This window comes from Stenotrophomonas sp. 169 (assembly GCF_014621775.1).
In the GTDB taxonomy this organism is placed as follows: Bacteria; Pseudomonadota; Gammaproteobacteria; order Xanthomonadales; family Xanthomonadaceae; genus Stenotrophomonas.
Genome location: NZ_CP061204.1, coordinates 495,454 through 518,588 on the forward strand (window position 1 = coordinate 495,454; position 23,135 = coordinate 518,588).

Here is a 23,135-nt window from a genome sequence, read left to right on the forward strand (position 1 = left end):
GATCTCTGCGCCCTGTGCCCCGTGCAGGCGGTATCGCGGTCGGCCGGGCGAGGCCGTGGTAGCGCCGAGCCATGCTCGGCGAGCGCGCCGCGCGGTGCTTCATGCATTCCGCCGAGCGTGGCTCGGCGCTACCGATATTCCTGTGTCCCTCACCTCCGTGCAGGCGGTGTCACGGCCTGCGCGGAATCTTTCACGGCCCACATAGCCCATCCCGCTTAGCGTGGGCGCTCCAATCCCTTCCATGGAGTGTCCATGACTGCTTCCCGCGTTCGCCTTCACGTTGAAGATTCCGGTGGCACCGGTCGTCCGGTGGTGCTGATCCATGGCTGGCCGCTGTCGGCCGATTCCTGGAAGGCGCAGGTGCCGATCCTGCGCGATGCCGGTTACCGCGTCATTGCCTACGACCGCCGTGGCTTCGGCCGGTCGGATAAGCCCTCGGATGGCTATGAGTACGACACGCTGTCGGCAGATTTGGCAGGCGTGATCGACGATCTGGACCTGAAAGATGTCTCTCTGGTCGGTTTCTCGATGGGCGGCGGTGAAGTAGCACGCTATACCGCCAACCACGGCGAAGGCCGGCTGCACAGCGTGGTGTTCGCCGCGGCGGTGCCACCGTACCTGCTGAAGACCAGCGACAATCCCGATGGCCCGCTTACCCAGGAGGCGGCCGACGGCATGGCGGCGGAGCTGGGCAAGGACCGCGAAGCCTTCTTCGACAACTTCACCAAGGACTTCTTCAGCGCCAACGGCAAGCTGAAGGTCACCGAGGCGCAGCGTCAGGAAGCCATCGCATTGGCCCACCAGTCCGACCAGACTGCGGCGCTGGGCTGCATGAAGGCCTTCGCCACCACGGATTTCCGCGACGACATCAAGAAGATCACTGTGCCGACGCTGGTCATTCATGGCGACAGTGATGGCACGGTGCCCTTCGAGGGCTCCGGTAAGCGCACCCACGAGGCCATCGCAGGCAGCGAGCTGGTCGTGCTGAAGGATGCACCCCATGGCTGCAACGTCAGTCACGCCGATGATTTCAACCTGGCCCTGCTGAACTTTCTGAAGAAGTAAGTTGCCAGTAATGTGCTGCGAGTCGCCCGGTCGGATGGCCGGGCGATTCTGTTTCTTTCCTTCGCTGGAGCCGCCTGGCCATGCGCAAATCCACGACGCCGCCCTGGAAGAAGCCCAATCCCAAGGGCCAGAAGTCCACGCCGCTTACCGCCGCGCAGAAAGAAGCGGCGAAACAGCGCGCTGAAGAGAACGGTCGGCCGTATCCGAACCTGGTGGACAACATGTGGGCCACCAAACAGCGGTAAATTCAGGCCTGCTCTTCATGCCCGTGCCGGGCAGGACCGTGGGATGAACTATCGCTCGTGTGTGTGGATATTGCTGGCTGTCTGTGGCATCGCGCAGGCCGCCGAGGTCGACCGCCGCATCGCCGTCACCATCGATGACTTGCCTTGGGCGCGACTGGATGAGATCCGTCCGCCGGACCTGCAGGCGCGGCACCAAGCGCTGATGGCGCAGCTGCGTCAGGCCGACGTGCCGGTCGTGGGCTTCGTCAACGAGAACAAGCTGGAAGTGGACGGCACGGTGCAGCCGGCGCGCGTGCAGATGTTGCGGGACTGGTTGGATGCCGGCTATGCGCTGGGCAACCACACGTATTCGCACATGGATCTGAATGCCGAAGGCGTGCAGGCATTCCAGCGTGACTTCCTGCGTGGGGAACAGGTGCTGCGGCCGCTGCTGGCCGAGCGGGGCCTGACGCCGACGTGGATGCGCCACCCGTATCTGCGTGTGGGCCGCACGGCGGAGGACCGCCGGCAGATGGACGTGTTCTTCAGCGAGCACGGCTACCGCGTCGCGCCGGTGACCGTGGATAACGGTGAGTGGGTGTGGGCGTTCGCGTACGCCAACGTGATCAACGAGCAGCCTGATTCGCCTGCGCGCGAGGCGACCCTGCGTCAGCTGCGCCGCGGCTATGTGCCGTACATGCTCAACAAGCTGGATTACTACGAGGCGCAGTCGCAGTCGCTGCTGGGATATGCGCTGCCGCAGGTGTGGCTGATGCATGCGAACGAGCTCAACGCGGCGACGTTTGCCGAGCTGGTTGCGGCGACGAAGCGGCGTGGGTATCGCTTCATCAGCCTTGAAGAGGCAGTGCGCGACCCGGCGTATGCGCATGGGGCGGAGGGGTATGACGGACGGTACGGACCGAGCTGGCTGCATCGCTGGGCGATGGCGGAGAAGAAGCCGAAGGAGTTTTATGCCGGGGAGCCGGAAGTGCCGGCGTGGGTGAAGGTGTTGGCGAAGGTGGATTACGAGTGACGGGTTGAGGGGCTGAGGGGATGTGGGGTGGGGGTAGAGCCGACTTCAGTCGGCTGCTGGAAGATGCCCCAGCCGACTGAAGTCGGCTCTACCCATCGGCTCTACCGCTCGGTGGGGTGGGCGTCTTTTGCGGCGCTGAGGGCCTGGTCGGCGCGCAGGAACACGGCGGAGGTGGGTTCGCCGGTGCGGGTGCCGGCGCTGCCCATCAGCAGCGGGGTGCCGAGGGTGTGGCGGATCTCTTCGGCTACTTCGTGCAGGGCGGCGAGCGTGTCGGCGGCTTGTTCGGTGCCGAGCACCGCGATGAACTCGCCGCTGCCGGTGACCCGGTTGATGCTGTCGCCCCGGGCGGGCTGCAGGCACTGCTCCAGCCGCAGGTCCAGCGCCTGCAGCTGCTTGGCCAGCCCGCGTTCGCCCAGTCGCGCGGACAACGCGTCGAGGTCCTGCAGTTCCAGGATCACCACGCTGTACTCGCCCGCACTTCCGGGTGCGTTGGAGGCTTCCAGCTCCAGACCCTGGTTGAGGATTTCCGCCACCGCCTGCTCGCGTTCGCGGCTGCGTGCTTCCATCAGCGCCATGGTCAGGCGGGCGAGGGCCTTCAGGGCGTCGCGCTGGGTGTCGCTGAGTTCGCGTGGATTGAGGTCCACCACGCAGACGCTGCCGACGGCGGCGCCGTCACCGGTCACCAGCGGCATGCCGGCGTAGAAGCGCGCGCCCATTTCTTTCAACACCGGGTTCTCCGCGAAGCGGCTGTCCAGCTGCAGGTCGCCGATCTCCATCAGGTCTTCAGGCTGGCGGATGGCGTGGTCGCAGACGGCGACGTTGCGATCGGTCTGGCTGCCCTCCACGCCGGTACGGGCCTTGAACCACTGCCGGTCGCGATCGATCAGCGTCACCAGCGCCATCGGCGTACCGCACACCGCAGCGGCGACCCGCACGATGTCTTCGTACGCCGGCTCCGGCAGGCTGCCGACGATGTGCAGTGCATCCAGCGCACGTTGCCGCTCGGCTTCATCGCCAGGAAGATGAGAATGGGGATCGGCCATGTCGTCCTCTGATTCGGTGATTGCCTGTCCAGATTACGGCAGCTTGCGTCGGCCAGGTTGACTGCTGCGTGAGCAGTGCCTGTCGCGCGTCGCTGTGGAAACGGCGCACACCCGGATCGCCTGTCGGCAGGCGCGGGCCGTGGGTCGGCGCCTGCTTCGTGGCTCAGTGCTTCTTCACCGCCAGCACGCCATCCAGAGCCAGTTCGACCTTGAAACCGGCTTTGTCCAACCGCTTGGACACCTCGCGTGGCACGTCGCGGCCACTGGTGAGCTTGTTCGGCGCACCGGTGTAATGGAACAGGCGCCCGCCGCTGCGGATCACGCGCGCCAGATGATCGTAGAACACCTGTGAATACAGTTCGCCGGCGATGCCGAACCGCGGCGGGTCGTGCAGGATCGCATCCACGGTGCCGCTGGGAATGGACTCGATTTCTTTCGACACGTCGCCCCGCGCAAGGTGCAGCCGGCCGCCGGCACTGGCGGAATCCGGGTCCGGCGACCAGGAGTTGAGCGTGCGCAGCCACAGCACGTCCGGGTTCTTTTCGAACGAACGGATCTGGCTGACGCCTGCTTCCAGGCAGCAGGCCGCGAAGTATCCCAGGCCGCCGCAGGTATCGAGCACGACCTTGCCGGCCGGTGCCACCAGTTCCACCTTGCGGCGCGCGTCGTCGAAGGGCGATACCTTGGCCGTCGGCAGCATCTTGATGCCGTCGATCTCGAAGGTGGGCGCGCCCCAGTCGGTGGGTACCAGCTTGATCAGGCCCGTGCTGAAACGCGAGATGGGCATGAACGCATCGTCGTCCCAGTAGTACAGCGTGCGGTCTTTGAGCTTGCCCGGCCACGCATACCGTTGCCCGCGGAAGGTGAAGCCATCAGCCGCCAGAGCGACATCTTCTTCGCTGCGCCCGAGATCCAACGAGCCGTGCCACGTGGCGGCACCGCCATCGGCAGCGCGTTGCAGCAGGGCGGCGGAATCACGGGTAAGCAGGGGGCCGGTGTAATGGGGCACGGGATCGGTCAGGCGACAGGCAGGCCGCCTAGTGTAGGCCGGGAGTCAGCGCTGCGCCCTGCGATATCGCGCGTGGTTCAGAACATCAGCATGGAGGCGAGGAACAGTACCAGCGGCGCCGATGACAGCGCGGCACCGGCCAGGCCGAGCCACGGCCAGCGCTCTTCGCGCACGCGCGAGGCCAGCATCAGGCCGAAGCCGCACATGGCAGCCGCCAGCACGCCCACCGCCATCGGGCTGTTGCCGGTTGCGCCGACCAGGCGGGCCGCATGCTCCACCAGCACGCCGACCAGCAGCCCCAGGCAGCTGCACAGGCCCATCCACGGCGCCACGCTACGCCGTAGGGCGCTTCCCCTTGCTGCCATCGCACGCTCTCCTTTGCTTGTCTGGCCGGGCTGGCCGGTCCCTACAGTAACCGGTGTCGGGTATTTGACGCGCGTGCCGATGATCCGGCGCGGTCAGCACTGGCGGTGGCGACGCCGGGCATTCCACACGTGGGTGGCGGCCAGCATCAGGCTGCCGGTGACGGTGACGGCGGTTTCACTGTCATGGCTGGGGAATTCGAGGGCACCGGCCAGCAGCAGGGCCAGCCCCAGCCCGGCCCCCAGCCACGCCATGGCCGGCAGGGCGTGCTGGCGGTGCGCGCGCCACAACGCAAACGCCGTGAGCGGCAACGCCATGCTGATGAACACCCAGTGCACCCACTCGGCTTCAGCCCAGGCGCCGAACAAGGGCAGGGCCGCGGCCAGCAGGGGCAGGGCGAGGCAGTGCAACAGGCACAGGCTGGACAGGGCGACGGCACCGGCGTCGAGCAGGGCAGCGTTGGTTTTCATGGGGGAAGGGCTTGGAGATGACGTGGTGTTACATAGTAACATTTGCCTCATGGTCCGCCGCGCCATCCGGCCACGGGTTCAGGGTCCATCCACGCGGGGTCACCTGCAGCACATGGGTGGGCCGCATGGCAGCCAGCAGGCGGGCATCGTGGCTGGCCATCACCAAGGTGCCGGTGTACTGCTGCAGCAGGTCTTCCAGTACCTGCAGCGCCTGCAGGTCCAGCGCATTGCCGGGCTCGTCCAGCAGCAACAGGCCGGGAGCCGGATCGGCATACAGCGCGCACGCCATCGCGGCCTTCAGGCGTTCGCCTGCGCTGAGGGTGTCTGTCGTGCGTTCGATCCGCTGGGCATCCAGGCCCAGCAAGGCAAGGCGTGTGCGCAGGTCGTGCAGGGCCGCGCCTGGATTGGCCTGCTGCAGGGCATCCAGCGCGCTGCCTGATGACGGCAGCGCACGCAGGTGCTGGTCCAGCAGGGCGGACGGTACCGCGACCTCCACGGCACCGCTGCGTGGCGACAGCTGGCCGGCCAGCACGCGCAGCAGGGTCGACTTGCCACTGCCGTTGTCACCGACCAAGGCGACGCGCTGGCCGCGCTGCAGGACAAGATCCAACGGTTCGGCGCAGCCGTTTGGCAGCACCAGCGCGTCCAACCGGGCGACGCGTTGGGTGCCGTGGCCCGCATCCGGCGCGAAGGCCATCAGCTCGGCCGCGCGTCCCACGCTGGCCGCTGCCGTGCGCAGGCGCTCCGCACTGCCGGCCAGACGCTGCTGCTGCAGCTGCGCGTTGCGCCCGGCGCTGGCCTGCGCGCGTTGTTTCTGCAGGCCCAGCAGGAGGGGAGCCTGGTTGGCATCGCGCGCGCTGCGCTCGCCCCGCGAATGCCGCTGCTGCGCGCGTTCGTGTTGCTCGCGTGCCTGTCGTTGCTGTTGGCGATGCGCGTTGCGGGCATGGTCCAGCTGGGCCATGCCCGCCGCCGCTTGGGTGGCCTTGGCCTGCACGAAGTCCGCATAGCCGCCACCGAACCGATGCAGGCCACCGCCATCCAGTTCGACGATGCATTCCATGTGGTCCAGCAGTGCGCGGTCGTGGCTGATGACGATCAGGCCACCCCGCCAGCGCGACAGCTGGGTCTCCAGTTCGCTGCGCCGGCGCGCATCCAGATGATTGCTGGGCTCGTCCAGGATCAACCAGTCGGCACCGCTGGCCTAGGCGCCGGACAGCGCGACCTGCATTGCTTGGCCGCCGCTGAGACGGGCTGCCGGTTGCTCCGGATCCAGGTCATCCGGCAGGCCCTGTTGGCGCCACTGCTGCTGCAGTCGCTCGCGCAGGTCCCAGCGATCATCGACGGTGGCGAAGTCCGCCGGGTCGACGCTGCCGGCGCTGATGCGTGCCAGGGCCGCCAGCACCTCTGCCACGCCGGCCAGTTCGCCCACGCTGCCCTGCAACGTGCCACTCAGCGCCGGCAGCAGGGTCACCCTGCCCTCGCTGTGGCAGTGCCCGCTGCTGGGTTGAAGCTGCCCGGCGAGGATGCGTGCGAGCACGGATTTGCCCACGCCATTGGCGCCCACCAGGCCGGTCCGGACAGGGTCGAACGTAAAGGACAGTTCGGAAAACACTGTGCGCCCATCCGACAGGCGACAGGTCACGCGATCAAGCGTGAGCGGATACGTGGTCATGCAGACCTCCAGCAGATGCCATCGACTCCCCCTGCGCGCAGGGGCGGGAAGATTCAGGCCGTCAGAAAGACGGGGGCATCAGTGGCGCATCGGCGTGGGTCTCCAGAGTGAGGCTGGAATTATAAAGGCTCGGGCTGAATGGAACCGGCAACGGCGTGGCGCGTACGGGATGGCTGACCCCGATCGCGGTATCACCGCTGCGCGTTCTGCATGTTTTCGCGGGCTGCGCCGTACAACGCGCGGCGGTGTTCGTGGAAGGCGATGAAATCATCGCGTTTGAGCGCCTTGGAGAACAGCCAACCCTGCCCGAACTCCACCTTGCGGCTGTGCAGGTAGGCCAGTTGCGCTTCGGTTTCCACGCCCTCGGCCACCACGAACAGGCCGAGCGTTTTGGCCATGTCGATGATGTGGCCGGTGACCGGACTGGTCGCGCTCTCGGTGCCGATCGCATCGATGAACGACTTGTCGATCTTCAACGCATCCAGCGGCAACTGCTGCAGGTACTGCAGGTTGGAATAGCCCACCCCGAAATCATCGATGGCCACCGCATGGCCGGCATGGCGGGCGGCGGTGATCACTGCACGTGCGCGCTCGATGTCCATGAAGCCGCGCTCGGTGGCTTCCAGCCAGATCTGCTGGTTGGCGATACCGGTGCCGGCCAGCTTGCTGGCGATCACCTTCAAGGCGCGCCCGCTGATCATGTCCTCCGGTGCGAGGTTGATGGCGATGTGCGCGCTGCGATCGCCCACCAGCAAGTGCTGCATGTCCGCGATCACGCGTTCGATCACCATGTCGGTGATCGCTTCGACCAGTCCGCTTTCTTCGGCCAGCGGGATGAACAGATCCGGGCGCACCTCGGTGCCGTCGGCACGGCGCCAGCGGATCAGGGCTTCGGCGCCCACGCAGATGCCGGTCTCCAGTTCGATGATCGGTTGATACACCACGTAGAGTTCGTTGCGGCGCAGCCCCTGCACCAGCCCGCCATGCAGCGAAAGACGGCGGCGAGACAGCCACAAGGCGCCCCCGGCACACCCCGCCGCGAGCAGGATCCCCAGCGGGAAGAAACGCCAGAACTGGCCGACGAAAATGTCGCGCAGGCGGCTGCGTGGCGCCACGACGATCGCCAGCCATTCTTCGCTGCGTGCGGTGGCGAACAGATCACGGTCGTCCATGCCGTCGCGGGGATCGCGCAGCAGCGACTCCAGCAGGTCGTGGCGGGCCAGTGACTGCTGCGCGATCAAGCGCCCATCCGGGGTGGCGATGGCCAGGCGCATGTCGTGTGCGGCGACGAGGTCGACGAAGTGACCCGGATCCATCAGGGCGTCGTACTGGCCCAGCCGCAGTGACAGCATCCGGCGTCCGTAGGCGGCACGCGGCTGCACGTCCAGCTGCAGCGCGGCGCCATCGGCGGTGGTGTGGTCCGGCGTGCCCCAGGCGATGCTGCCGTCAGATGGCCCCCAGGAGGTGCAGCGCATGCGCCCGTCGACGAAGTAGCCGATCTGGTCCACCGATGAAGTGGTTACCACCTTGGATTGCATGCGATGGATGTGTGCAGGGCTGCACGGGACCAGGTCATCGGCCTGCATCGACTGCAATGCCGACAACGCCTGCGCATACGAGCGCTCGGCGCGCAGCAGCGTGCGCTGTGCGGTTTCCTGCAGGTCATCCTGCGCCAGCGTCACCGCCTGCTGCCAGCTCAACCAGGTCATCAGGGCCATGGGCACGACGGCGGCCAGGGCGGCCACCGCGGTCATGATGAGCAGGGTGCGGGTGCGGGTCATGGGAGGCCGGTGACGGAGGTCGAAGAACTCGGCCGGGCCCGCGCGCAGGCCGCCTTGTCGGCAAGCGTAACGGAATGAACGGGCCACCGGTGATCTGCGCAGACCGAGGTCCGTTTCCCTGCAGGCGGCGCGTCCGCCCCCGCAGCAGCAAGGGGTTGAAGGCGACATGCGCCACTTTCACTGCCGGTTCGCGGTGGCAGGCTGACCATCGCGGCCCGCCCCCCACCTCGTGACCCGCGATGCCCTTGCCCTTCCTGCTGTGCATCGTGCTGCTCTGCCTGGCCAGTGGGTCGGTGCAGGCCCGCACCGTGTACCGCTGCGTGCAGGGCAACACGGTCAGCATGGCCACCGCGCCCGAACCGGGATCGCGCTGCACGCCCAAAGAGATCGATGACAGCGCCGTCCAGGCACCGAACCTGTGGGGCAACATGGGGGTGTTCAGTGGCACGTTGTACGAGCGCGAGCAGGACGGGCGTCTGGTGTATTCCACCCGCAACCTGCCCGGATCGACGGTGTATCTGAAATTCACCGTGGCCACGCCGCCGGGCGAGCCGGCGCACGAGGGACTGGGGCGCGTGGGTGCCGCGCAGTTGGCCCCGCATGCGCGCCAATTCAAGGCCGCGGCGAAGGCGACCGGCGTGGACGATGCGTGGTTGCGCGCCATCGCCCACGCGGAGAGCAATTTCGATGCAGCGGCGGTGTCGCCGAAGGGCGCACAAGGGGTGATGCAGCTGATGCCCGAGACGGCGCGCGACTACGGCGTGGTGGATCCGCTGTCGGCGGCGCAGTCCATCGACGGCGGTGCCCGCCACATGCGCGAGCTGCTGCGCCGTTACAACGGTGACCGGGTGCTGGCCGCGGCGGCCTACAACGCGGGCATCGGGGCGGTGACGCGCTACAAGGGTGTGCCGCCGTACGCCGAGACGTTGGCCTACGTGGACAAGGTGATGGCGTTGTACGCGCGCTATCGCGAGGCGATGGGCATCCGGACCGAGGTGCCCGCGCGCTGATACTGCGCGGTCGTCTTGGCGTGTGCGTGGGCAGCCGGTATCGTCGCCCGTTGCACATGACGAAGGACGCCGATGGCACGGATGCGATGGATGTTGGGCACGGCCGCGTTGACGGCCGTCGCCGTGGCCGCGACCTTCCTGCCGCGCGAGTCTGCGGTGCCCGTGCCGGTCGGGCCGGCCGCCACCCCGCTGGGCTGGACTGCGCAGATAGAAGCGCTGGCCGGTGAGGGGGTGCCGGGTGACCGCGATGGCGCGGCGACGCAGGCGCGGTTCTCCGACCCGTACGCGCTGCTGGCGCTGGATGACGGCAGCGTGCTGGTGGCCGATGCCGGTGACAGCGACCGCATCCGGCGGCTGCGTACCGACGGCATCGTCGAAACCGTGGCAGGCAGCAGCGAGGGCTTCGTCGACGGGCCCGCACACCAGGCCCGCTTCCATACCCCGTCGGCGCTGGCACGCGATGCGGCCGGCGTGGTCTATGTGGCCGACACCGGCAACCATGCGGTCCGCAGGATCGGTCTGGACGGCCAGGTCAGCACGTTGGCTGGCGGTGTCCGGGGCTTTGCCGATGGCCCGGCCGCACAGGCGCGCTTCGATGCGCCGATGGGCGTGGCCGTGGACGCCGCCGGCAATGTCTATGTCGCCGATACCTGGAACGACCGCATCCGGGTCATCGGTGTCGACGGCAACGTGCGCACGCTGGCCGGTGATGCCGGCCCCGCGCACGTGGACGGTTTTGCAGGGGCGGCCCGCTTCGACACGCCGGTGGCGCTTGAATGGGACGGGCACGGTGCCTTGCTGGTGGCTGATTTTTATAACAACGCGATCCGTCGGGTCCGCATGGACGGGCAGGTCGACACCGTTGTGGGCGCCGGCAGCGTCATCAACGGCCCGCTCGGCCTGGCACGCACGCATGACGATGTGCTGTATGTCGGCGACCGTGCCGGCCGCATCGTCCAGGTATCGCCTGCGGGCCACCAGATCGCGTTGGTGGGGACCGGGGCGGTAACGCGGCTGGCCCGTCCCAGTGGCGTGGCGGTCGCCGCCGATGGCAGCCTGCGCGTGGCCGATGCGGCTGCCGGGCGGCTGCACCGCATCGTGCCGCTGGCCCCCGGTGAAGCGCTTGCGCCGGCGTTGGTCGGCCCAGCGGTGGATGCGCCGCTTCCGCGCAGCGAAGGGCGCTGGCCGCTGGCGCCGCAGGACGGCTGGCATGAAGTGGTGGGCACGCTGGGCGAGGTACGCGGCAACTTCCGCGGTGAGAGCCGGCACCACCTGCATGATGGATTCGACGTGCGCGGTGACGTGGGCCAGACCGTGTTGGCGATCGCCGATGGCAAGATCGATACGCCGCTGGCGAGCTGGTCGGTGGGTGGGCAGGCGGAAGGATTATCCGTGGGCACGCTGCGTTACCTGCACATGCGGGTGGGGCGCGATCCGCGCGGCCAGCCGTTCGACGAGCGCTGGCAGCAGCTGTTCGACAGCGAGGGCACGCTGGAGCGGATACGGCTGCGGCGTGGCACGCGCATCCACGCCGGTGACCCGCTGGGCAGCATCAACAGCCACGCCCACGTGCACCTGAGCGTCGGCAGCAGTGGCTTCGAGCGCAACGCCGCCCTGTTGGGTTTCACCGGCTTCGTGGATCGCGTGCCGCCTCGCATCACCGATGTAGCGCTGCTGGATGATGCGGACCAGCCGCTGCAGCGCGACGCGCAGGGACGCGTGCCGGTACCGCGCGGTGGTCGTGGGGTGCAGATCGTGGTGGAGGCCTGGGACCAGGTGGATGGCAACCTGCCTCGCCGTCGTCTGGGGTTGTATGCGGTGGGGTACCAGGTGTTGGATGCCGCGGGCGTAGCGCTGGCCGGGTATGAGCAACCGCGCTGGAACATCGTGTTCAATCGCATGCCGCCGCAGCAGGCGGCGGTACGCGTGGCGTATGCACCGGACAGCGGCGTCACCGTACACGGCAGCGCCGTCACCCGCTTCCGCTACCTGGCCAGCAACACCGTGCGCGACGGGCTGATGCAGCAGGGGCGCTGGCGGCCCGATGGCCTGCCGCCGGGCGAGTACGTGATCCGTGCGCACGCCCGCGACCACAGCGGCAACGCAGCAGTGGGCCCAAGCGACCTGCGCGTGGTGGTGTTGTAAGGAGCGAGTGGTAGAGCCGACTTCAGTCGGCTGCACCTCAAATGCAGTCGACTGAACTCTGCTCTACCTCGCTGCGCTCGATAATCCAGCCGACTGAAGTCGGCTCTACCCTGCGCCGACGCGCTCGCGCTCGACGTCCAGATCCTGCAGCGGGCGTACTTCGATGCTGCCGAACCGTGCCCACGGGAACCCCTGCGCGATGCGCATCGCGGCATCCGCGTCGGGGGCCTGGATCAGGTTGAAGCCCGCCAGCAATTCGTGAGTCTCGGCGAACGGGCCATCGACGATGCGCTGCTGCGTGCCGCGGATGCGCAGTGTTCTCGCTTCTTCCACCGGTTGCAGTTTCTGCGAGGCCAGCAAGGTCCCCTGTGCCTGCAGCGCGTCCGCGTGCTGCAGGCAGTCGCGCATCAATGCGTCGAACTCGGCGCTGGGCAGTGCCTGCAGCAGGGCAGGCTCGATGTAGATCAGAAGCGCGTACTGCGGCATGGGCAAGGTCCAGGGCGGCCAGGCGCCCATGATGGACCCGATCCGGGCCCTCCCATGTTGCGACGCCGCAGGGTGCCGGTGCGCTGGGTGAAGGAATCTGCGCCCGGCGTGTCGATTCCACGCGCTCTGGTTCGTCGTCATGATGAAGGCCCGGCAGAACCGGTGCCACGCGCGGAGCACGGTCATGAAGGTGATGGTCCTGGTGAAATCCAACCCCCGGATCGAGGCGGGCGAGATGCCCAGCCACGATGCGCTGGAAGCAATGGGGACGTTCAACGATGCGCTGGTCAAGGCCGGCGTACTTCTGGCGGGCGAGGGGCTGCATGCCAGTGCGCGGGGACACCGGCTGCGCTTCGACGGGGCGGCGCCGCAGGTGCAGGCGGGGCCGTTTGCCGACCCGCATGGACTGGTCGCGGGCTTCTGGCTGTGGCAGGTGCGGTCGATGGACGAAGCGCTGGAATGGGCGCGGCGTGCGCCGTTTGTCGAAGGGGATGAACTGGAGCTGCGCCCGGTGATGAGCGAAGAGGACTTCGGTGAAGCCTTCACCCCCGATCTGCGCGCGCAGGAGCAGCATCTGCGCGACGTGTCTGCCGACCGTTGAAACGCCGGAGAATCCACATGAAACTGATTCCGTTCCTTGATTTCGACGGCCAGGCACACGACGCGATGGCGTTCTATGCGCACGCGCTGGGTGGCGTGGTGACGTCCGAGACGACCTACCGCGATATGCCGCCCTCCGACGGCCCGGGCTGCAACGAGATGCCGGTGGACACCCTGGACCGCGTCGCCCACGCGCAACTCGATGTCGGCGGCGCGACCCTGATGGCGGCGGACGGGCCCAGCGCCGGAAGTGCGGGAGGCACCACCATCAACGTGGAGGTGACCTCCATCGAGGAAGCCGAGCGGGTCTTCGCTGCACTCGCTGCAGGCGGCACCGTCCACATGCCCTTGGCGGAGACATTCTGGGCGCACCGCTGGGGCATGCTGCACGACCGCTACGGCAAACCGTGGATGGTCAATTGCATGAAGACACCGCACGCGGCATGACGGGGATGCAGCAACGGCTGGAGACCCTGTGGCGCATGGAATCGCCCCTGCTGATCGCCCGCTGCGCGCGGCTGCTCGGCGGTGACATCGGCCGTGCCGAAGAGTTGGTGCAGGATGTCTGGCTGGTGGCGTTCGAGCGCTGGCCAGTGGAGGGCATGCCGGACAACCCTGGAGCCTGGCTGATGACCGCGACGCGCAACCGTGCCATTGATGTGCTGCGTCAGCATCAACGCGTGGCCGATCAGCACGCGCGCTGGGGGGAGGTGCTGCATCCGGCGAGCCCGGTGGCGCCGGATGACAGTGAGGCCCTGGTCGATGACATCGGCGATGACCTGCTGCGGCTGATGTTCGTCGCCTGCCACCCGCAGTTGCCCGCGGACGCGCGGATCGCCTTGACGCTGCGCCTGCTGGGTGGACTGACCACGCAGGAAATCGCGCGTGCGTTCCTGCTGCCCGAACCGACGATTGCGCAGCGGATCGTGCGGGCGAAGCGCACGCTCGCGCAGCACCAGGTGCCCTTCGACGTGCCGCGCGCGGCGGATCTGCCAGCGCGGTTGGGGGCGGTGCTGGAGGTGATCTACCTGGTGTTCAATGAAGGCTACGCTGCCAGCTACGGCGAGGATTGGATGCGCCCGGCCCTGTGTGAGGAAGCCCTGCGGCTGGCGCGGATCCTGGCGCAGCGGATGCCTGGCCATGCGTCGATCCACGGATTGCTGGCGTTGATGGAGCTGCAGGCATCGCGCAGCGCGGCACGTTCCGATGGCGCTGGTGCGCCGGTCCTGCTCGAGCAGCAGGACCGGTCGCGCTGGGATCGGCTGCAGATTGCGCGGGGCCTGGCATCGCTGCAGCAGGCGCATTCGCTGATGGGCCAGGAAGACCCGTACGTGCTGCAGGCGGGAATCGCGGCATGCCATGCCCGCGCGCTGGCGCCTGAGGACACCGATTGGGCCGGGATCGCCGCGCTGTACACCCGGCTGCTGCAGGTCCAACCGTCGCCGGTGATCGCCCTGAACCGGGTGGTCGCGATATTGCGCGCCGACGGTCCCTTGGCTGCGTGGGGCCTGCTGCACCCCCTTCTGGACGAACCTCGCCTGCAGCAGTACGCGCCGTTGTGGGTGGTGCGCGGGGAAGTGTTGTGTCGACTGGGCAGGAACGACGACGCACGCGCAGCCTTCACCCACGCTGCTTCGCTCACCGGCAACGAGCGCGAACGGATCCTGCTGCTTGGAAAAGCGGGGGCGGGGGTAGAGCCGACTTCAGTCGGCTGCGCTGCTGGCAGAGTGAGGTAGAGCCGACTTCAGTCGGCTGCGCCGGCAATGCAGCCGACTGAAGTCGGCTCTACCAACCCCGATCCCCCTCCGTCTGTTTTTTAAGCGGCTACACTCGGGGGCTTGTCGCAATCCCTGCTGGAGAGAGCAATGAAGCGTGTAGTGATGACTGTGCTGGCCTTGTCGGTGTCAGGTGCGTTGATGGCGGCGACGCCGAAGTTCGATGGCGCGCGGATCTCTGCTGATGTCCGCGAGCTGGCATCGGATGCCTACGAGGGTCGTTCGCCGGCCACGGCCGGGGAAACCAAGACGATTGAGTTCCTCAGCAAACAGTTCGCTGCGGCGGGCTTGCAGCCGGGCGGTGACCTGCAGGACGGCAAGCGCTTGTGGACCCAGGCGGTGCCGTTGCTGAAGGGAGACATCGTGGGCACGCCGCAGTTGGCGTTGCATCAGGGCCAGAAGACGCTTCCGCTGGAACAGGGCAAGCAGATCGCAGTGCGCGCGGCCATGAATGGTGCCGACAAGGTCGCCATCAGCAAGGCGCCACTGGTGTTCCTGGGCTACGGCGTGAAGGCGCCGGAGAAGAACTGGGACGATTTCAAGGGCGTGGACCTGAAGGGCAAGATCGCCGTCGTGCTGATCAACGACCCGGACTTCGAGACCGGCCAGGGTGACTTCGATGGCAAGGGCATGACGTACTACGGTCGCTGGACCTACAAGTACGAAGAGGCTGCCCGACAGGGTGCGCTCGGCGTGCTGATCGTGCACGAGACCGCACCGGCGTCGTACGGCTGGGCCACCGTGGCTGGCTCCAACACCAACACCATGTTCGACGTGGTGCGTGACGATCCGGCCGGCAGCCATCCGCTGCTGGAGGGCTGGATCCAGCGTGATCTTGCAGTGGACCTGTTCCGTTCGGCGGGACTGGATTTCGAGGCGTTGAAGAAGCAGGCGCAGCAGCGCGACTTCACCGCCGTGCCGCTGACCGGTGCCAGCCTGGATGCGAATTACGCGGTGAAGACCGAAGTGATCACCTCGCACAACGTGGCCGCGCGCCTGGAAGGCAGCAAGCACCCGGATGAGACCGTGGTGTACAGCGCGCACTGGGACCATATCGGCGTGGGTGAGCCCGATGCCCGCGGTGACCGGATCTTCAACGGCGCATTGGACAATGCCAGCGGCACCGCCGCCTTGATCGAGCTGGCGCGTGGCTACGCCAAGGCCCCCAAGCCGGAACGTTCGGTCTTGTTCCTGGCGGTGACAGCCGAAGAGAAGGGGTTGCTGGGCTCGGAGTACTACGCCACCCATCCGCTGTATCCGCTGGAAAAGACCGTGGCGGTGATCAACATGGATGGCATGGCGCCCTTCAGTCCGTCGCGTGACTTCGGCATTTACGGTTCGGCGCGCTTCGAGCTGCTGGACCAGTTGAAGGCCGTGGCCCAGCGCTGGGACATCCGCTACACCCCGGATCCGAAGCCGGAAGCCGGCCTGTTCTTCCGCTCGGATCATTTCCCCTTCGCCAAGCGCGGCGTGCCGGCGCTTTCGTGGTCGGCGGGGCAGGACTGGGTGGACGGTGGCGTCGCGGCGGGCAAGAAGGCGTCCGACGATTACACCGCCAAGCGCTACCACCAGCAGGGTGACGAATGGCAGCCGGACTGGAAGTTCGCCGGCGCCGCACGTGACCTGGAGGTGCTGTACACGCTGGGGAACGAACTGGCCAACTCACGCGACTGGCCGAACTGGGACGCCGCCGAAGCGTTCCGCACGGTCCGTGACCAGAGTGCCGCGCAGCGCCGCTGAGGCAGCGGCTGGGTAGCGCCGGGCCATGCTCGGCGTGGTTGACCAACGGCGCCGCCGGCTGAGGGCCAGCGGCCGTCGCTACCAAGGCGGGATTCGTCGCCTGATTCCCGGCGTTCGTCGCCGGGTGCTTGCCGTGGCGGGCCGGCGCACTATGCTCGGCCCATCCCATCGCCAAAGGCACTCCCGTGTTCGCCAGCGTTTCTCTGATCTTCCGACATCTGCTGGCCTGGGCCGCTGCGCTGGTCGTGGCGGGCATGGTGTGGAGTGGCATATTCAGCGGCATGGAAGATGGCCCGGGCTGGGTGTTCGGCCTGCTTGCGATGTTCCTGATGCTGTCCGCACTGGGCAGCGCGATCACCCACGTGCGCCGGGTCTGGCTGATCACCGGCAAGCTGGATGGGAGCACGCTGTCCAACCGCCAGCGGCGGCAGATCGAACTGCCCCTGGATGCCGGACCGGCCTTCCTGCTGCTGGAGCGCGCCATCGCCGAGTTGCCGCGTGTGGAGGACATCGAAAGTTCTGCCGGTAGCCTGCAGGTGCGTGCCTATGTACGGCGCGTCGATCCGTGGAATGGTCGCCAGCCGTCTCGCTGGAACCTGCCCGCGCGTCTGGCGATCAAGCGCAACAGCGTGCTGGCCACGGTGACGCCGGGGCAGGGAACGAGCACGGTCACCCTGTTGTTCGAGCCCGACGCGGGCTGGTGGGCCGATCTGCTGGCGCTGGACGAAGGCAGCAACTTCGAGAACGCCGAAGCGCTGACCCGCGCCGTCAGCGGCCGCGTGGCCGACCAGCGACGCGACGAACAAGCGGCGGCCGAGCAGACCCACGTGGAGAAAGAACTGTCGGTCGCGCGCTTGAACCTGCTGCATGCGCAGGTGGAACCGCACTTTCTGTACAACTCGCTGGCCAATGCGCAGGTGCTCACCCGCACCGATCCAGCGCGTGCCGACCAGATGATCGGCCACCTGATCCAGTACCTGCGCAGCTCGCTGCCGAGCATGGAAGAGTCGGTGTCCACCTTGGGCGTGGAGCTGGAGCGCACCCGTGCGTACCTGGAGATCCTGCGTATCCGGATGGGCGCACGGCTGGGCGTTGAAGTGCAGGTGCCCGATGCGTTGCAGGGCGTCCGGCTGCCGGCGATGGCGCTGCAGACGCTGGTGGAAAACGCGATCAAGCACGGCCTGGAACCCAAGCCGGGCGGTGGCACGATCTGGATCATCGCGCGCGCCTTCGATGACCATGTCACGGTGACCGTGGCCGACGATGGGCTTGGCTTCGGCCATGGCACCAGCGGCACCGGCATCGGGCTGAAGAACCTGCGCGAGCGCCTGCGCCTGACCTGCGGCGAGCAGGCCGGTGTAGCGATCGTCACCAATTTCCCCAGCGGCGTCGCCGCCACCATGACGTTGCCGCAGGCCTCGAAGGACGCCGCTCATGCCGCTTGACGCGTTGATTGCCGAAGACGAAGAGCTGCTGCGCGCCGCCTTGGTGGAGCAACTGCAGCGGTTGTGGCCGGAGCTGCGCATCGTCGCCGAGTGCGAGGATGGCGCCACGGCACTGGAACAACTGGCCGAACGCCAACCGGACATCGCGTTCCTGGACATTCGCATGCCGGGTATCAGCGGCATCCAGGTGGCACGCGCGCTGGCCGAACTGAGCCCGCGCACGCAGGTGGTGTTCGTTACGGCCTACGACCAGTACGCCATCGATGCGTTCGAACAGGGCGCGATGGATTATCTGCTCAAGCCGGTAAGCGATGAGCGCCTGCTGGCGACGCGCGAGCGCATCCTGGCGCGGCTGCCGTCGGCACGCCACGACGATGCCGTGCTGGAGCGGCTGCTGCAGCGATTGGGGGCCCCAGCGGAGCGTGCAGACGTACCGCCACTGGCATGGATTACCGCAAGCAATGGACGTGACACGGTGCTGATCATGCTGGAGGACGTGGTGTATTTCCGCGCAGACAACAAATACACCACGGTGGTGACCGCCGACGGCGAGAGCCTGCTGCGCACGCCATTGCGGGAGCTGGTGGCGGCGTTGGATCCACAGCAGTTCCGCCAGGTGCACCGGTCCACCATCGTCAACATGAAAGCCGTTGCCGCGGTGAGCCGCGACGACACCGGGCGGGGCGTACTGCGCCTGCGCGAACGCCCCGAAACACTCACCGTCAGTCAACCGTTCATGAGCCTGTTCCGCGGCATGTAAGCCGCGGCAGGCCACTAGGGAAGGGCCATGCCATGCGTTTTCTCACTACGATACTGAGTTGCCTGCTGTCCTTGTTCGGCTGCCATGACAAGGTGACCACGACCTCGATCACCCGCATCAGCGCGCACGGCATGGATCAGCTGTTCAGTCGCACGTCCGTGCGTACGGACGGCGCGTGGTTCGAGTGCGTGAGCAGTGACAGCGGCCGATGCTACTACCAGGTATTCCAAGAGGCCTGCGATGGGCAACAGCATTGCGAACGCAGCGCCCTGCAGCAGTTCGACGTCCGCGCCGGCCAACGGCAGAAGCACGCCAGCCTGCCGCCGGGATTCAAGAGCTGCGTAGCCACCACCCCCGCCGCCCGCTGCCAATGACGACAAAAAGGGGACGGAGGGGATTAAGTCGTTTTCAACCCATAGGGGCCAGAAACGACTTAATCCCCTCCGTCCCCTTTTTTGGGGTTCAGAAGGCGGGTTGCAGGGTGAGGTCGCGGTGGCTGGTGGTCTGGCCGACGTGGTTCAGGCGGCCAACCAGTTCGGTGTGCTGCTTCATGCGGCCGATCTCGGACATGATGCGGATGTCCTCGTGGCGCAGTTCGCGTTTCTCGGTCACGGACTGCTTGTAATCCAGCACTTCCGGGTAGTGTTCGGCCATTCCGAGTGCGTCGGCCACGCATTCCACGCTGTCGGCGCTGGAGGTGATGCGGGCGCGGCTGTTGAAGGCTTTCATCCAGCGTTCGAACCCGGCTTGCTGGTCGAACATGTTCGCCATGAACCAGATCACGAACAGGATCGATACCCAGGAGCCGATGATGATCACGACGCGGGTGAAGGTGATATGGAAGTCATCCCGCCAGAGGTAATTGGCGATCAGCCCGAGGATCAGCAGAGATGCGGCCTGCCAGCCGACAATGGAGGCGATCAGCCACTGGCTTTTCGCCTGGGCCAGCACGGCCACCTCCTGGCGGATCTGCTGCTCGCTGAGACCACGCCAGTGGGCAACCTGTTTTTCGAACGGGCTGTGGTACAGCTCGTTGTCGCGCAACAACAATCCTAGACCTTTGAACAAAGCAATCATGGCGGGCTCCCTGTTGGAACGTGCGGCGATGCATTGACCGGTGAGGCGGGTTCAGTTCTAGCACTTCCAGCGAGGGGCGCAATAAAGGGGATGCGAAGGCGCGGACGCATACGCGGATGAATACGGAGGCGCACGCGCACCTTGGTGCGCCGCAACATCGGTCTGACGGCCTGCGACAAGATGTCGCACTGAAAATCGTGCTGCGCGTGCACACGGGCGGGGTCGGGCCCCGCTTTCACAAAGGATCGGGTGTCGAGTGGCCGACAATGGGGCCAAATCGCGCAAGCCGCGCCACTGCCAGGTCCTATGATCGCCCCATGCCTTCTTTGTTTTCGCCGCTGACCGCGCCCATCCGCCGCTGGGTGATGGATGCCTTTCCCCGCGGACAGAGCGAGATCGACTACGACCATCCGATCGGGGACCCGGGCTGGTTCGGGCCGGACAGCGTCACCTGGCGGGTCCATGCCGAACTGCCGTCGATGCTCGCCGGCGGGCTCTGTGCCCTGATGCTGCAGGCGCTGCATCCGCGTGCGCTGGCGGGGGTGTACGACCACTCCAACTTCCGCGAAGACCTGGTCGGGCGCCTGCGCCGCACCACGGCATTCGTCGCGGGCACGACCTATGCCCCCACGGCGGAAGTCGACACGCTCGTGGCCCGGGTGCGCCGGATCCATTCGCGCGTGCGCGGCAGCGTGGAGGGTGTGCCCTACGCCGCCGATGACCCGCTGTTGCTCACCTGGGTGCATGTGACCGAGGCCTATGGCTTCCTGCAGGGATTTCGCCGCTATGGACGGGCGATGCCCGACGCGATGGTTGATCGCTACTACGACGAGTTCCGGCGTGTCGCCGAAGCATTGGGGGCGAGGGATGTGCCGCGTAGTGCAGCGGAAGTGGATGCGTTCTTTGCGATGCAGCGGCCGCAGCTGTGCCTGGATGCCCGGGCGCGCGAGGTGTTGCAGGTGCTGTCTGCGGTGAAGTTGCCCGTGCCGGTGGCAGGACTGTCGCGGGATGTGTTCATGGGCGCGGGGGCGGCGTTGTTGCCGGAGTGGGCAAGCGAGCTGCTGGAGCACGGCACGCGGCAGCGGGTCCAGGCACAGGCATCGATGCGGCTGTTGCAGGGGGCTGCGCCGCTGTTCCGGCGTGCGCTTCCGGATGGATTGGCGAGCCGGGCGTGTGCGCGGGTGGGTGTTGAAGCGGCGCACTTGCAGCGGTGGCCGGCGGGCCTGTAACGGCCCACCGGTGCGCTCGCCGAGCGTGGCTCGGCGCTACCAGGGATTACCAGACCTTTACGCGCTTGTCGGGCGCCAGATAGAGCTTCTGGCCTTCCTTTACGTCGAATGCGGGATACCAGGCATCGATGTTGCGTACGGTCAGTGCGCGGAACTGGCCCGGTGCATGCACGTCGGTCAACAACGAATTGCGCAGGGCCTGCTCGCGGCTCTTGCTGCGCCACGCCTGGGCGAAGCCGAGGAAGAAGCGCTGATCGGGCGTGAAGCCTTCCAGCGTCTGTCCCGGCTTGCCCTGCAGCGAGAGCTGGTAGGCATCGTAGGCGGTGCCCAGTCCGGCCACGTCGGCGATGTTCTCGCCCAGCGACAGGCGGCCGTTGACGTGCACGCCGGGGAAGGGCTCGTAGCTGCTGAACTGCGCGGCCAGCGCGTCGCCCGCTGCGTTGAACTTCTGCAGGTCCTGCGGCGTCCACCAGTTGTGCAGGCGGCCGGTGTCATCGAACAGCGCGCCCGCGTTGTCGAACCCGTGGCTGATCTCGTGGCCGATCACCGCACCGATGGCGCCGTAGTTCACGGCATCGTCGGCGGCGCCGTCGAAGAAGGGCGGCTGCAGGATCGCCGCCGGGAACACCAGGCGGTTTTCAAGCGGCACGTTCATCGCGTTGATGGTCTGCGGCAGCATCGCCCACTCGCCGTGGTCCGGTGCCTTGCCCAACTTGGAAAGATTGCGCTGGTACTCGAACTGTTCGGCGCGCTGCGCATTGCCCAACGGGTCATCCCGCTTCACCTCCAGGCCGCTGTAGTCGCGCCACGTCTCCGGATAGCCCATGCCCACGGTGAGTCCGGCAACCTTGGCCTTGGCACTGGCCTTGGTCTGCGGTGACATCCACTCCAGGCCATCGATGCGCTTGGAGAAGGCGGCGATGATGTTCTTCGCCATCGCGTCGGCGCGTTCTTTGGTCTTGGCGTCGAAGTGCTTTTCCACGTAGCGCTTGCCGATGGCTTCGCCCACGGCGTGGTTGGCATCGTCCACCGCCCGCTTCCAGCGATCACTCTGCTGCGGGGTGCCACTGAGTGCGGTGCCATGGAAGGCGAAGCGCGCATCGGCGAACGTCTTCGGCAGGTAGGGCGCGGCCCGGTCCAGGGCGTGGAAGGTCAGGTAGTCCTTCCAGTCTTCAAGGGGTTCGGTGGCGACCAGCCGCGACAGGCCGGCGACGGCCTTGGGCTGCCAGACGATGAAATCCTGCTGCTGGCCCAGCCCGGAGGCCTCCAGGAACGCGGCCCAGTCCATGCCCGGCGCCTTCGCACTGAAGTCTTCGCGGGTCCAGGGGTTGGCCCCCTTGGCGACGTCGTTGGTTTCTTCCTGGCTCACGTGGGCCTGGGCGATCCTGGTTTCCAGCGCCACGATGCGCTGCGCCTTCGCGGCGGGGTCGGCGACGCCGGCCAGCTTCAGCACCTGGCCTACGTAGTCCTGGTACTGCTTGCGCAACGCCGCCATGCGGCCATCGCCCAGGTAGAAATCACGGTCCGGCATGCCCAGCCCACCCTGCACGAGGTAAGGCGCGGTGCGCTCCGGCTGCAGCAGGTCGACCGACACCCACAGCCCGAGCAAGCGGTCGGTGTAGAAGTTCGTGGCGTTGAGCAGGTCCACGTCGGCGCGCACGTCGGCACCGAGTGCGCGGGCCAACGCGGCCTTGTCGGCGAGCGCCTCGATCGCCTGCAACTGCGGCTGCACCGGGGCGAGTCCGCGCTGTTCGATGCCGGCCTCGTCCATGTAGGCCGCGTAGTAATCGCCGATCAGCTTGTCTTCGCCGGTGGCCTGCGCATTGTTCGCCGCGCCTTCCAGGATGGCGCGCGTATCGGCCTGGGTTTTTTCAGCGATCACGTTGAAGCTGCCGAACCGCGAGCGGTCGGCCGGGATCTCGGTGTTCTTGACCCAGCTGCCGTTGGCGAAGTCGAAGAAGTTGTCGCCCGCGGCCACGCTGCGGTCCATGCCCGATGCATCGAAACCGAAGCTGCCCAGCTGTGCCTTGGCGGGAGCCTCGGCGGCGGCTTGCTGCTGGGGCTGTGGCGCATCGGCCGGGGTATCGCCACCGCAGGCCGACAGGGTCAGGGACAGGCTGGCGGCGATGGCCAGCAGCAGGGGAGAGCGGCGCAACCTGGGCATGGAATTCTCGAACGGCGGAAAAATACCAGTCTACTGCCTGCTAC

The 23,135-nt window shown here is 67.1% G+C and carries 21 protein-coding genes and 1 pseudogene; 13 read left to right on the forward strand and 9 right to left on the reverse strand.

What is annotated here, in order from left to right:
• The first annotated feature begins 252 nt into the window (after nt 1-252).
• The 3 genes from ICJ04_RS02070 to ICJ04_RS02080 all read left to right on the forward strand — a co-directional run bounded on the left by ICJ04_RS02070 (nt 253) and on the right by ICJ04_RS02080 (nt 2,322).
• The gene (locus tag ICJ04_RS02070) at nt 253-1,065 is read left to right on the forward strand and encodes an alpha/beta hydrolase (protein WP_188325912.1); all 813 of its coding nucleotides are present in this window, start codon (nt 253-255) and stop codon (nt 1,063-1,065) included.
• Between the two features lie 80 nt (nt 1,066-1,145).
• Entirely contained in the window at nt 1,146-1,310 is a 165-nt protein-coding gene (locus ICJ04_RS02075; protein ID WP_188325913.1) for a hypothetical protein, read from the forward strand.
• Between the two features lie 43 nt (nt 1,311-1,353).
• The gene (locus ICJ04_RS02080; protein ID WP_188325914.1) at nt 1,354-2,322 is read left to right on the forward strand and encodes a polysaccharide deacetylase family protein; all 969 of its coding nucleotides are present in this window, start codon (nt 1,354-1,356) and stop codon (nt 2,320-2,322) included.
• Nucleotides 2,323-2,423: 101 nt separating this feature from the next.
• Here ICJ04_RS02080 and ICJ04_RS02085 read toward each other — a convergent pair whose 3' ends face one another.
• From ICJ04_RS02085 to ICJ04_RS02110, 6 genes and pseudogenes are all read right to left on the reverse strand, one after another.
• Nucleotides 2,424-3,365, reverse strand: coding sequence for a GAF domain-containing protein (locus tag ICJ04_RS02085; protein ID WP_188325915.1), 942 nt, complete (start codon nt 3,363-3,365; stop codon nt 2,424-2,426).
• A 163-nt stretch (nt 3,366-3,528) separates the two neighbouring features.
• Nucleotides 3,529-4,374, reverse strand: a complete 846-nt coding sequence (locus tag ICJ04_RS02090; protein ID WP_188325916.1) for an MnmC family methyltransferase — start codon at nt 4,372-4,374, stop codon at nt 3,529-3,531.
• 77 nt (nt 4,375-4,451) lie between these two features.
• Nucleotides 4,452-4,739 carry a hypothetical protein gene (locus ICJ04_RS02095; RefSeq protein ID WP_188327396.1) on the reverse strand — a complete coding sequence of 96 codons (288 nt, stop codon included), beginning with the start codon at nt 4,737-4,739 and terminating at the stop codon, nt 4,452-4,454.
• A gap of 93 nt (nt 4,740-4,832) precedes the next feature.
• Nucleotides 4,833-5,207, reverse strand: coding sequence for a MerC domain-containing protein (locus ICJ04_RS02100; RefSeq protein WP_188325917.1), 375 nt, complete (start codon nt 5,205-5,207; stop codon nt 4,833-4,835).
• Between the two features lie 28 nt (nt 5,208-5,235).
• Nucleotides 5,236-6,879, reverse strand: a pseudogene (locus tag ICJ04_RS02105) (ATP-binding cassette domain-containing protein).
• Between the two features lie 191 nt (nt 6,880-7,070).
• Nucleotides 7,071-8,660, reverse strand: coding sequence for an EAL domain-containing protein (locus tag ICJ04_RS02110; protein WP_188325918.1), 1,590 nt, complete (start codon nt 8,658-8,660; stop codon nt 7,071-7,073).
• 239 nt (nt 8,661-8,899) lie between these two features.
• Between ICJ04_RS02110 and ICJ04_RS02115 the strand changes: the two genes are divergently transcribed.
• Both ICJ04_RS02115 and ICJ04_RS02120 read left to right on the forward strand, forming a co-directional pair.
• Complete coding sequence (locus tag ICJ04_RS02115) at nt 8,900-9,670, forward strand: lytic transglycosylase domain-containing protein (RefSeq protein ID WP_188325919.1); 771 nt, start codon at nt 8,900-8,902, stop codon at nt 9,668-9,670.
• 72 nt (nt 9,671-9,742) lie between these two features.
• Nucleotides 9,743-11,815, forward strand: a complete 2,073-nt coding sequence (locus ICJ04_RS02120; RefSeq protein ID WP_188325920.1) for a gluconolaconase — start codon at nt 9,743-9,745, stop codon at nt 11,813-11,815.
• A 105-nt stretch (nt 11,816-11,920) separates the two neighbouring features.
• Here ICJ04_RS02120 and ICJ04_RS02125 read toward each other — a convergent pair whose 3' ends face one another.
• Nucleotides 11,921-12,301, reverse strand: a complete 381-nt coding sequence (locus ICJ04_RS02125; protein WP_188325921.1) for a YciI family protein — start codon at nt 12,299-12,301, stop codon at nt 11,921-11,923.
• Nucleotides 12,302-12,485: 184 nt separating this feature from the next.
• Between ICJ04_RS02125 and ICJ04_RS02130 the strand changes: the two genes are divergently transcribed.
• From ICJ04_RS02130 to ICJ04_RS02160, 7 genes are all read left to right on the forward strand, one after another.
• Nucleotides 12,486-12,902: a YciI family protein gene (locus ICJ04_RS02130; RefSeq protein WP_188325922.1), complete on the forward strand. Its 417-nt coding sequence runs from the start codon at nt 12,486-12,488 to the stop codon at nt 12,900-12,902.
• 17 nt (nt 12,903-12,919) lie between these two features.
• On the forward strand, nt 12,920-13,348 hold the full coding sequence (locus ICJ04_RS02135) for a VOC family protein (protein WP_188325923.1): 429 nt from the start codon (nt 12,920-12,922) through the stop codon (nt 13,346-13,348).
• On the forward strand, nt 13,345-14,637 hold the full coding sequence (locus tag ICJ04_RS02140; RefSeq protein WP_188327171.1) for a sigma-70 family RNA polymerase sigma factor: 1,293 nt from the start codon (nt 13,345-13,347) through the stop codon (nt 14,635-14,637). The genes ICJ04_RS02135 and ICJ04_RS02140 overlap by 4 nt, the downstream gene beginning before the upstream one ends.
• Before the next feature lie 129 nt (nt 14,638-14,766).
• Nucleotides 14,767-16,416 (forward strand): M28 family metallopeptidase, encoded by a 1,650-nt coding sequence (locus ICJ04_RS02145; protein ID WP_188325924.1) that lies wholly within the window; start codon nt 14,767-14,769, stop codon nt 16,414-16,416.
• 185 nt (nt 16,417-16,601) lie between these two features.
• Nucleotides 16,602-17,861 carry a histidine kinase gene (locus ICJ04_RS02150; RefSeq protein ID WP_188325925.1) on the forward strand — a complete coding sequence of 420 codons (1,260 nt, stop codon included), beginning with the start codon at nt 16,602-16,604 and terminating at the stop codon, nt 17,859-17,861.
• A complete protein-coding gene (locus tag ICJ04_RS02155; RefSeq protein ID WP_188325926.1) occupies nt 17,851-18,621 on the forward strand; it encodes a LytTR family DNA-binding domain-containing protein in 771 nt (256 codons plus the stop codon). The genes ICJ04_RS02150 and ICJ04_RS02155 overlap by 11 nt, the downstream gene beginning before the upstream one ends.
• Nucleotides 18,622-18,653: 32 nt before the next feature.
• Nucleotides 18,654-18,995 carry a hypothetical protein gene (locus tag ICJ04_RS02160; protein WP_188325927.1) on the forward strand — a complete coding sequence of 114 codons (342 nt, stop codon included), beginning with the start codon at nt 18,654-18,656 and terminating at the stop codon, nt 18,993-18,995.
• 88 nt (nt 18,996-19,083) lie between these two features.
• On the opposite strand, the gene ICJ04_RS02165 is transcribed toward ICJ04_RS02160, so the two are convergent.
• Nucleotides 19,084-19,698 carry a hypothetical protein gene (locus ICJ04_RS02165; RefSeq protein WP_188325928.1) on the reverse strand — a complete coding sequence of 205 codons (615 nt, stop codon included), beginning with the start codon at nt 19,696-19,698 and terminating at the stop codon, nt 19,084-19,086.
• A 317-nt stretch (nt 19,699-20,015) separates the two neighbouring features.
• Here ICJ04_RS02165 and ICJ04_RS02170 point away from each other — a divergent pair, with 317 nt between their 5' ends.
• Nucleotides 20,016-20,927, forward strand: coding sequence for an oxygenase MpaB family protein (locus ICJ04_RS02170; protein ID WP_188325929.1), 912 nt, complete (start codon nt 20,016-20,018; stop codon nt 20,925-20,927).
• Between the two features lie 46 nt (nt 20,928-20,973).
• On the opposite strand, the gene ICJ04_RS02175 is transcribed toward ICJ04_RS02170, so the two are convergent.
• A complete protein-coding gene (locus ICJ04_RS02175) occupies nt 20,974-23,091 on the reverse strand; it encodes a M13 family metallopeptidase (protein WP_188325930.1) in 2,118 nt (705 codons plus the stop codon).
• Nucleotides 23,092-23,135 lie beyond the last annotated feature (44 nt).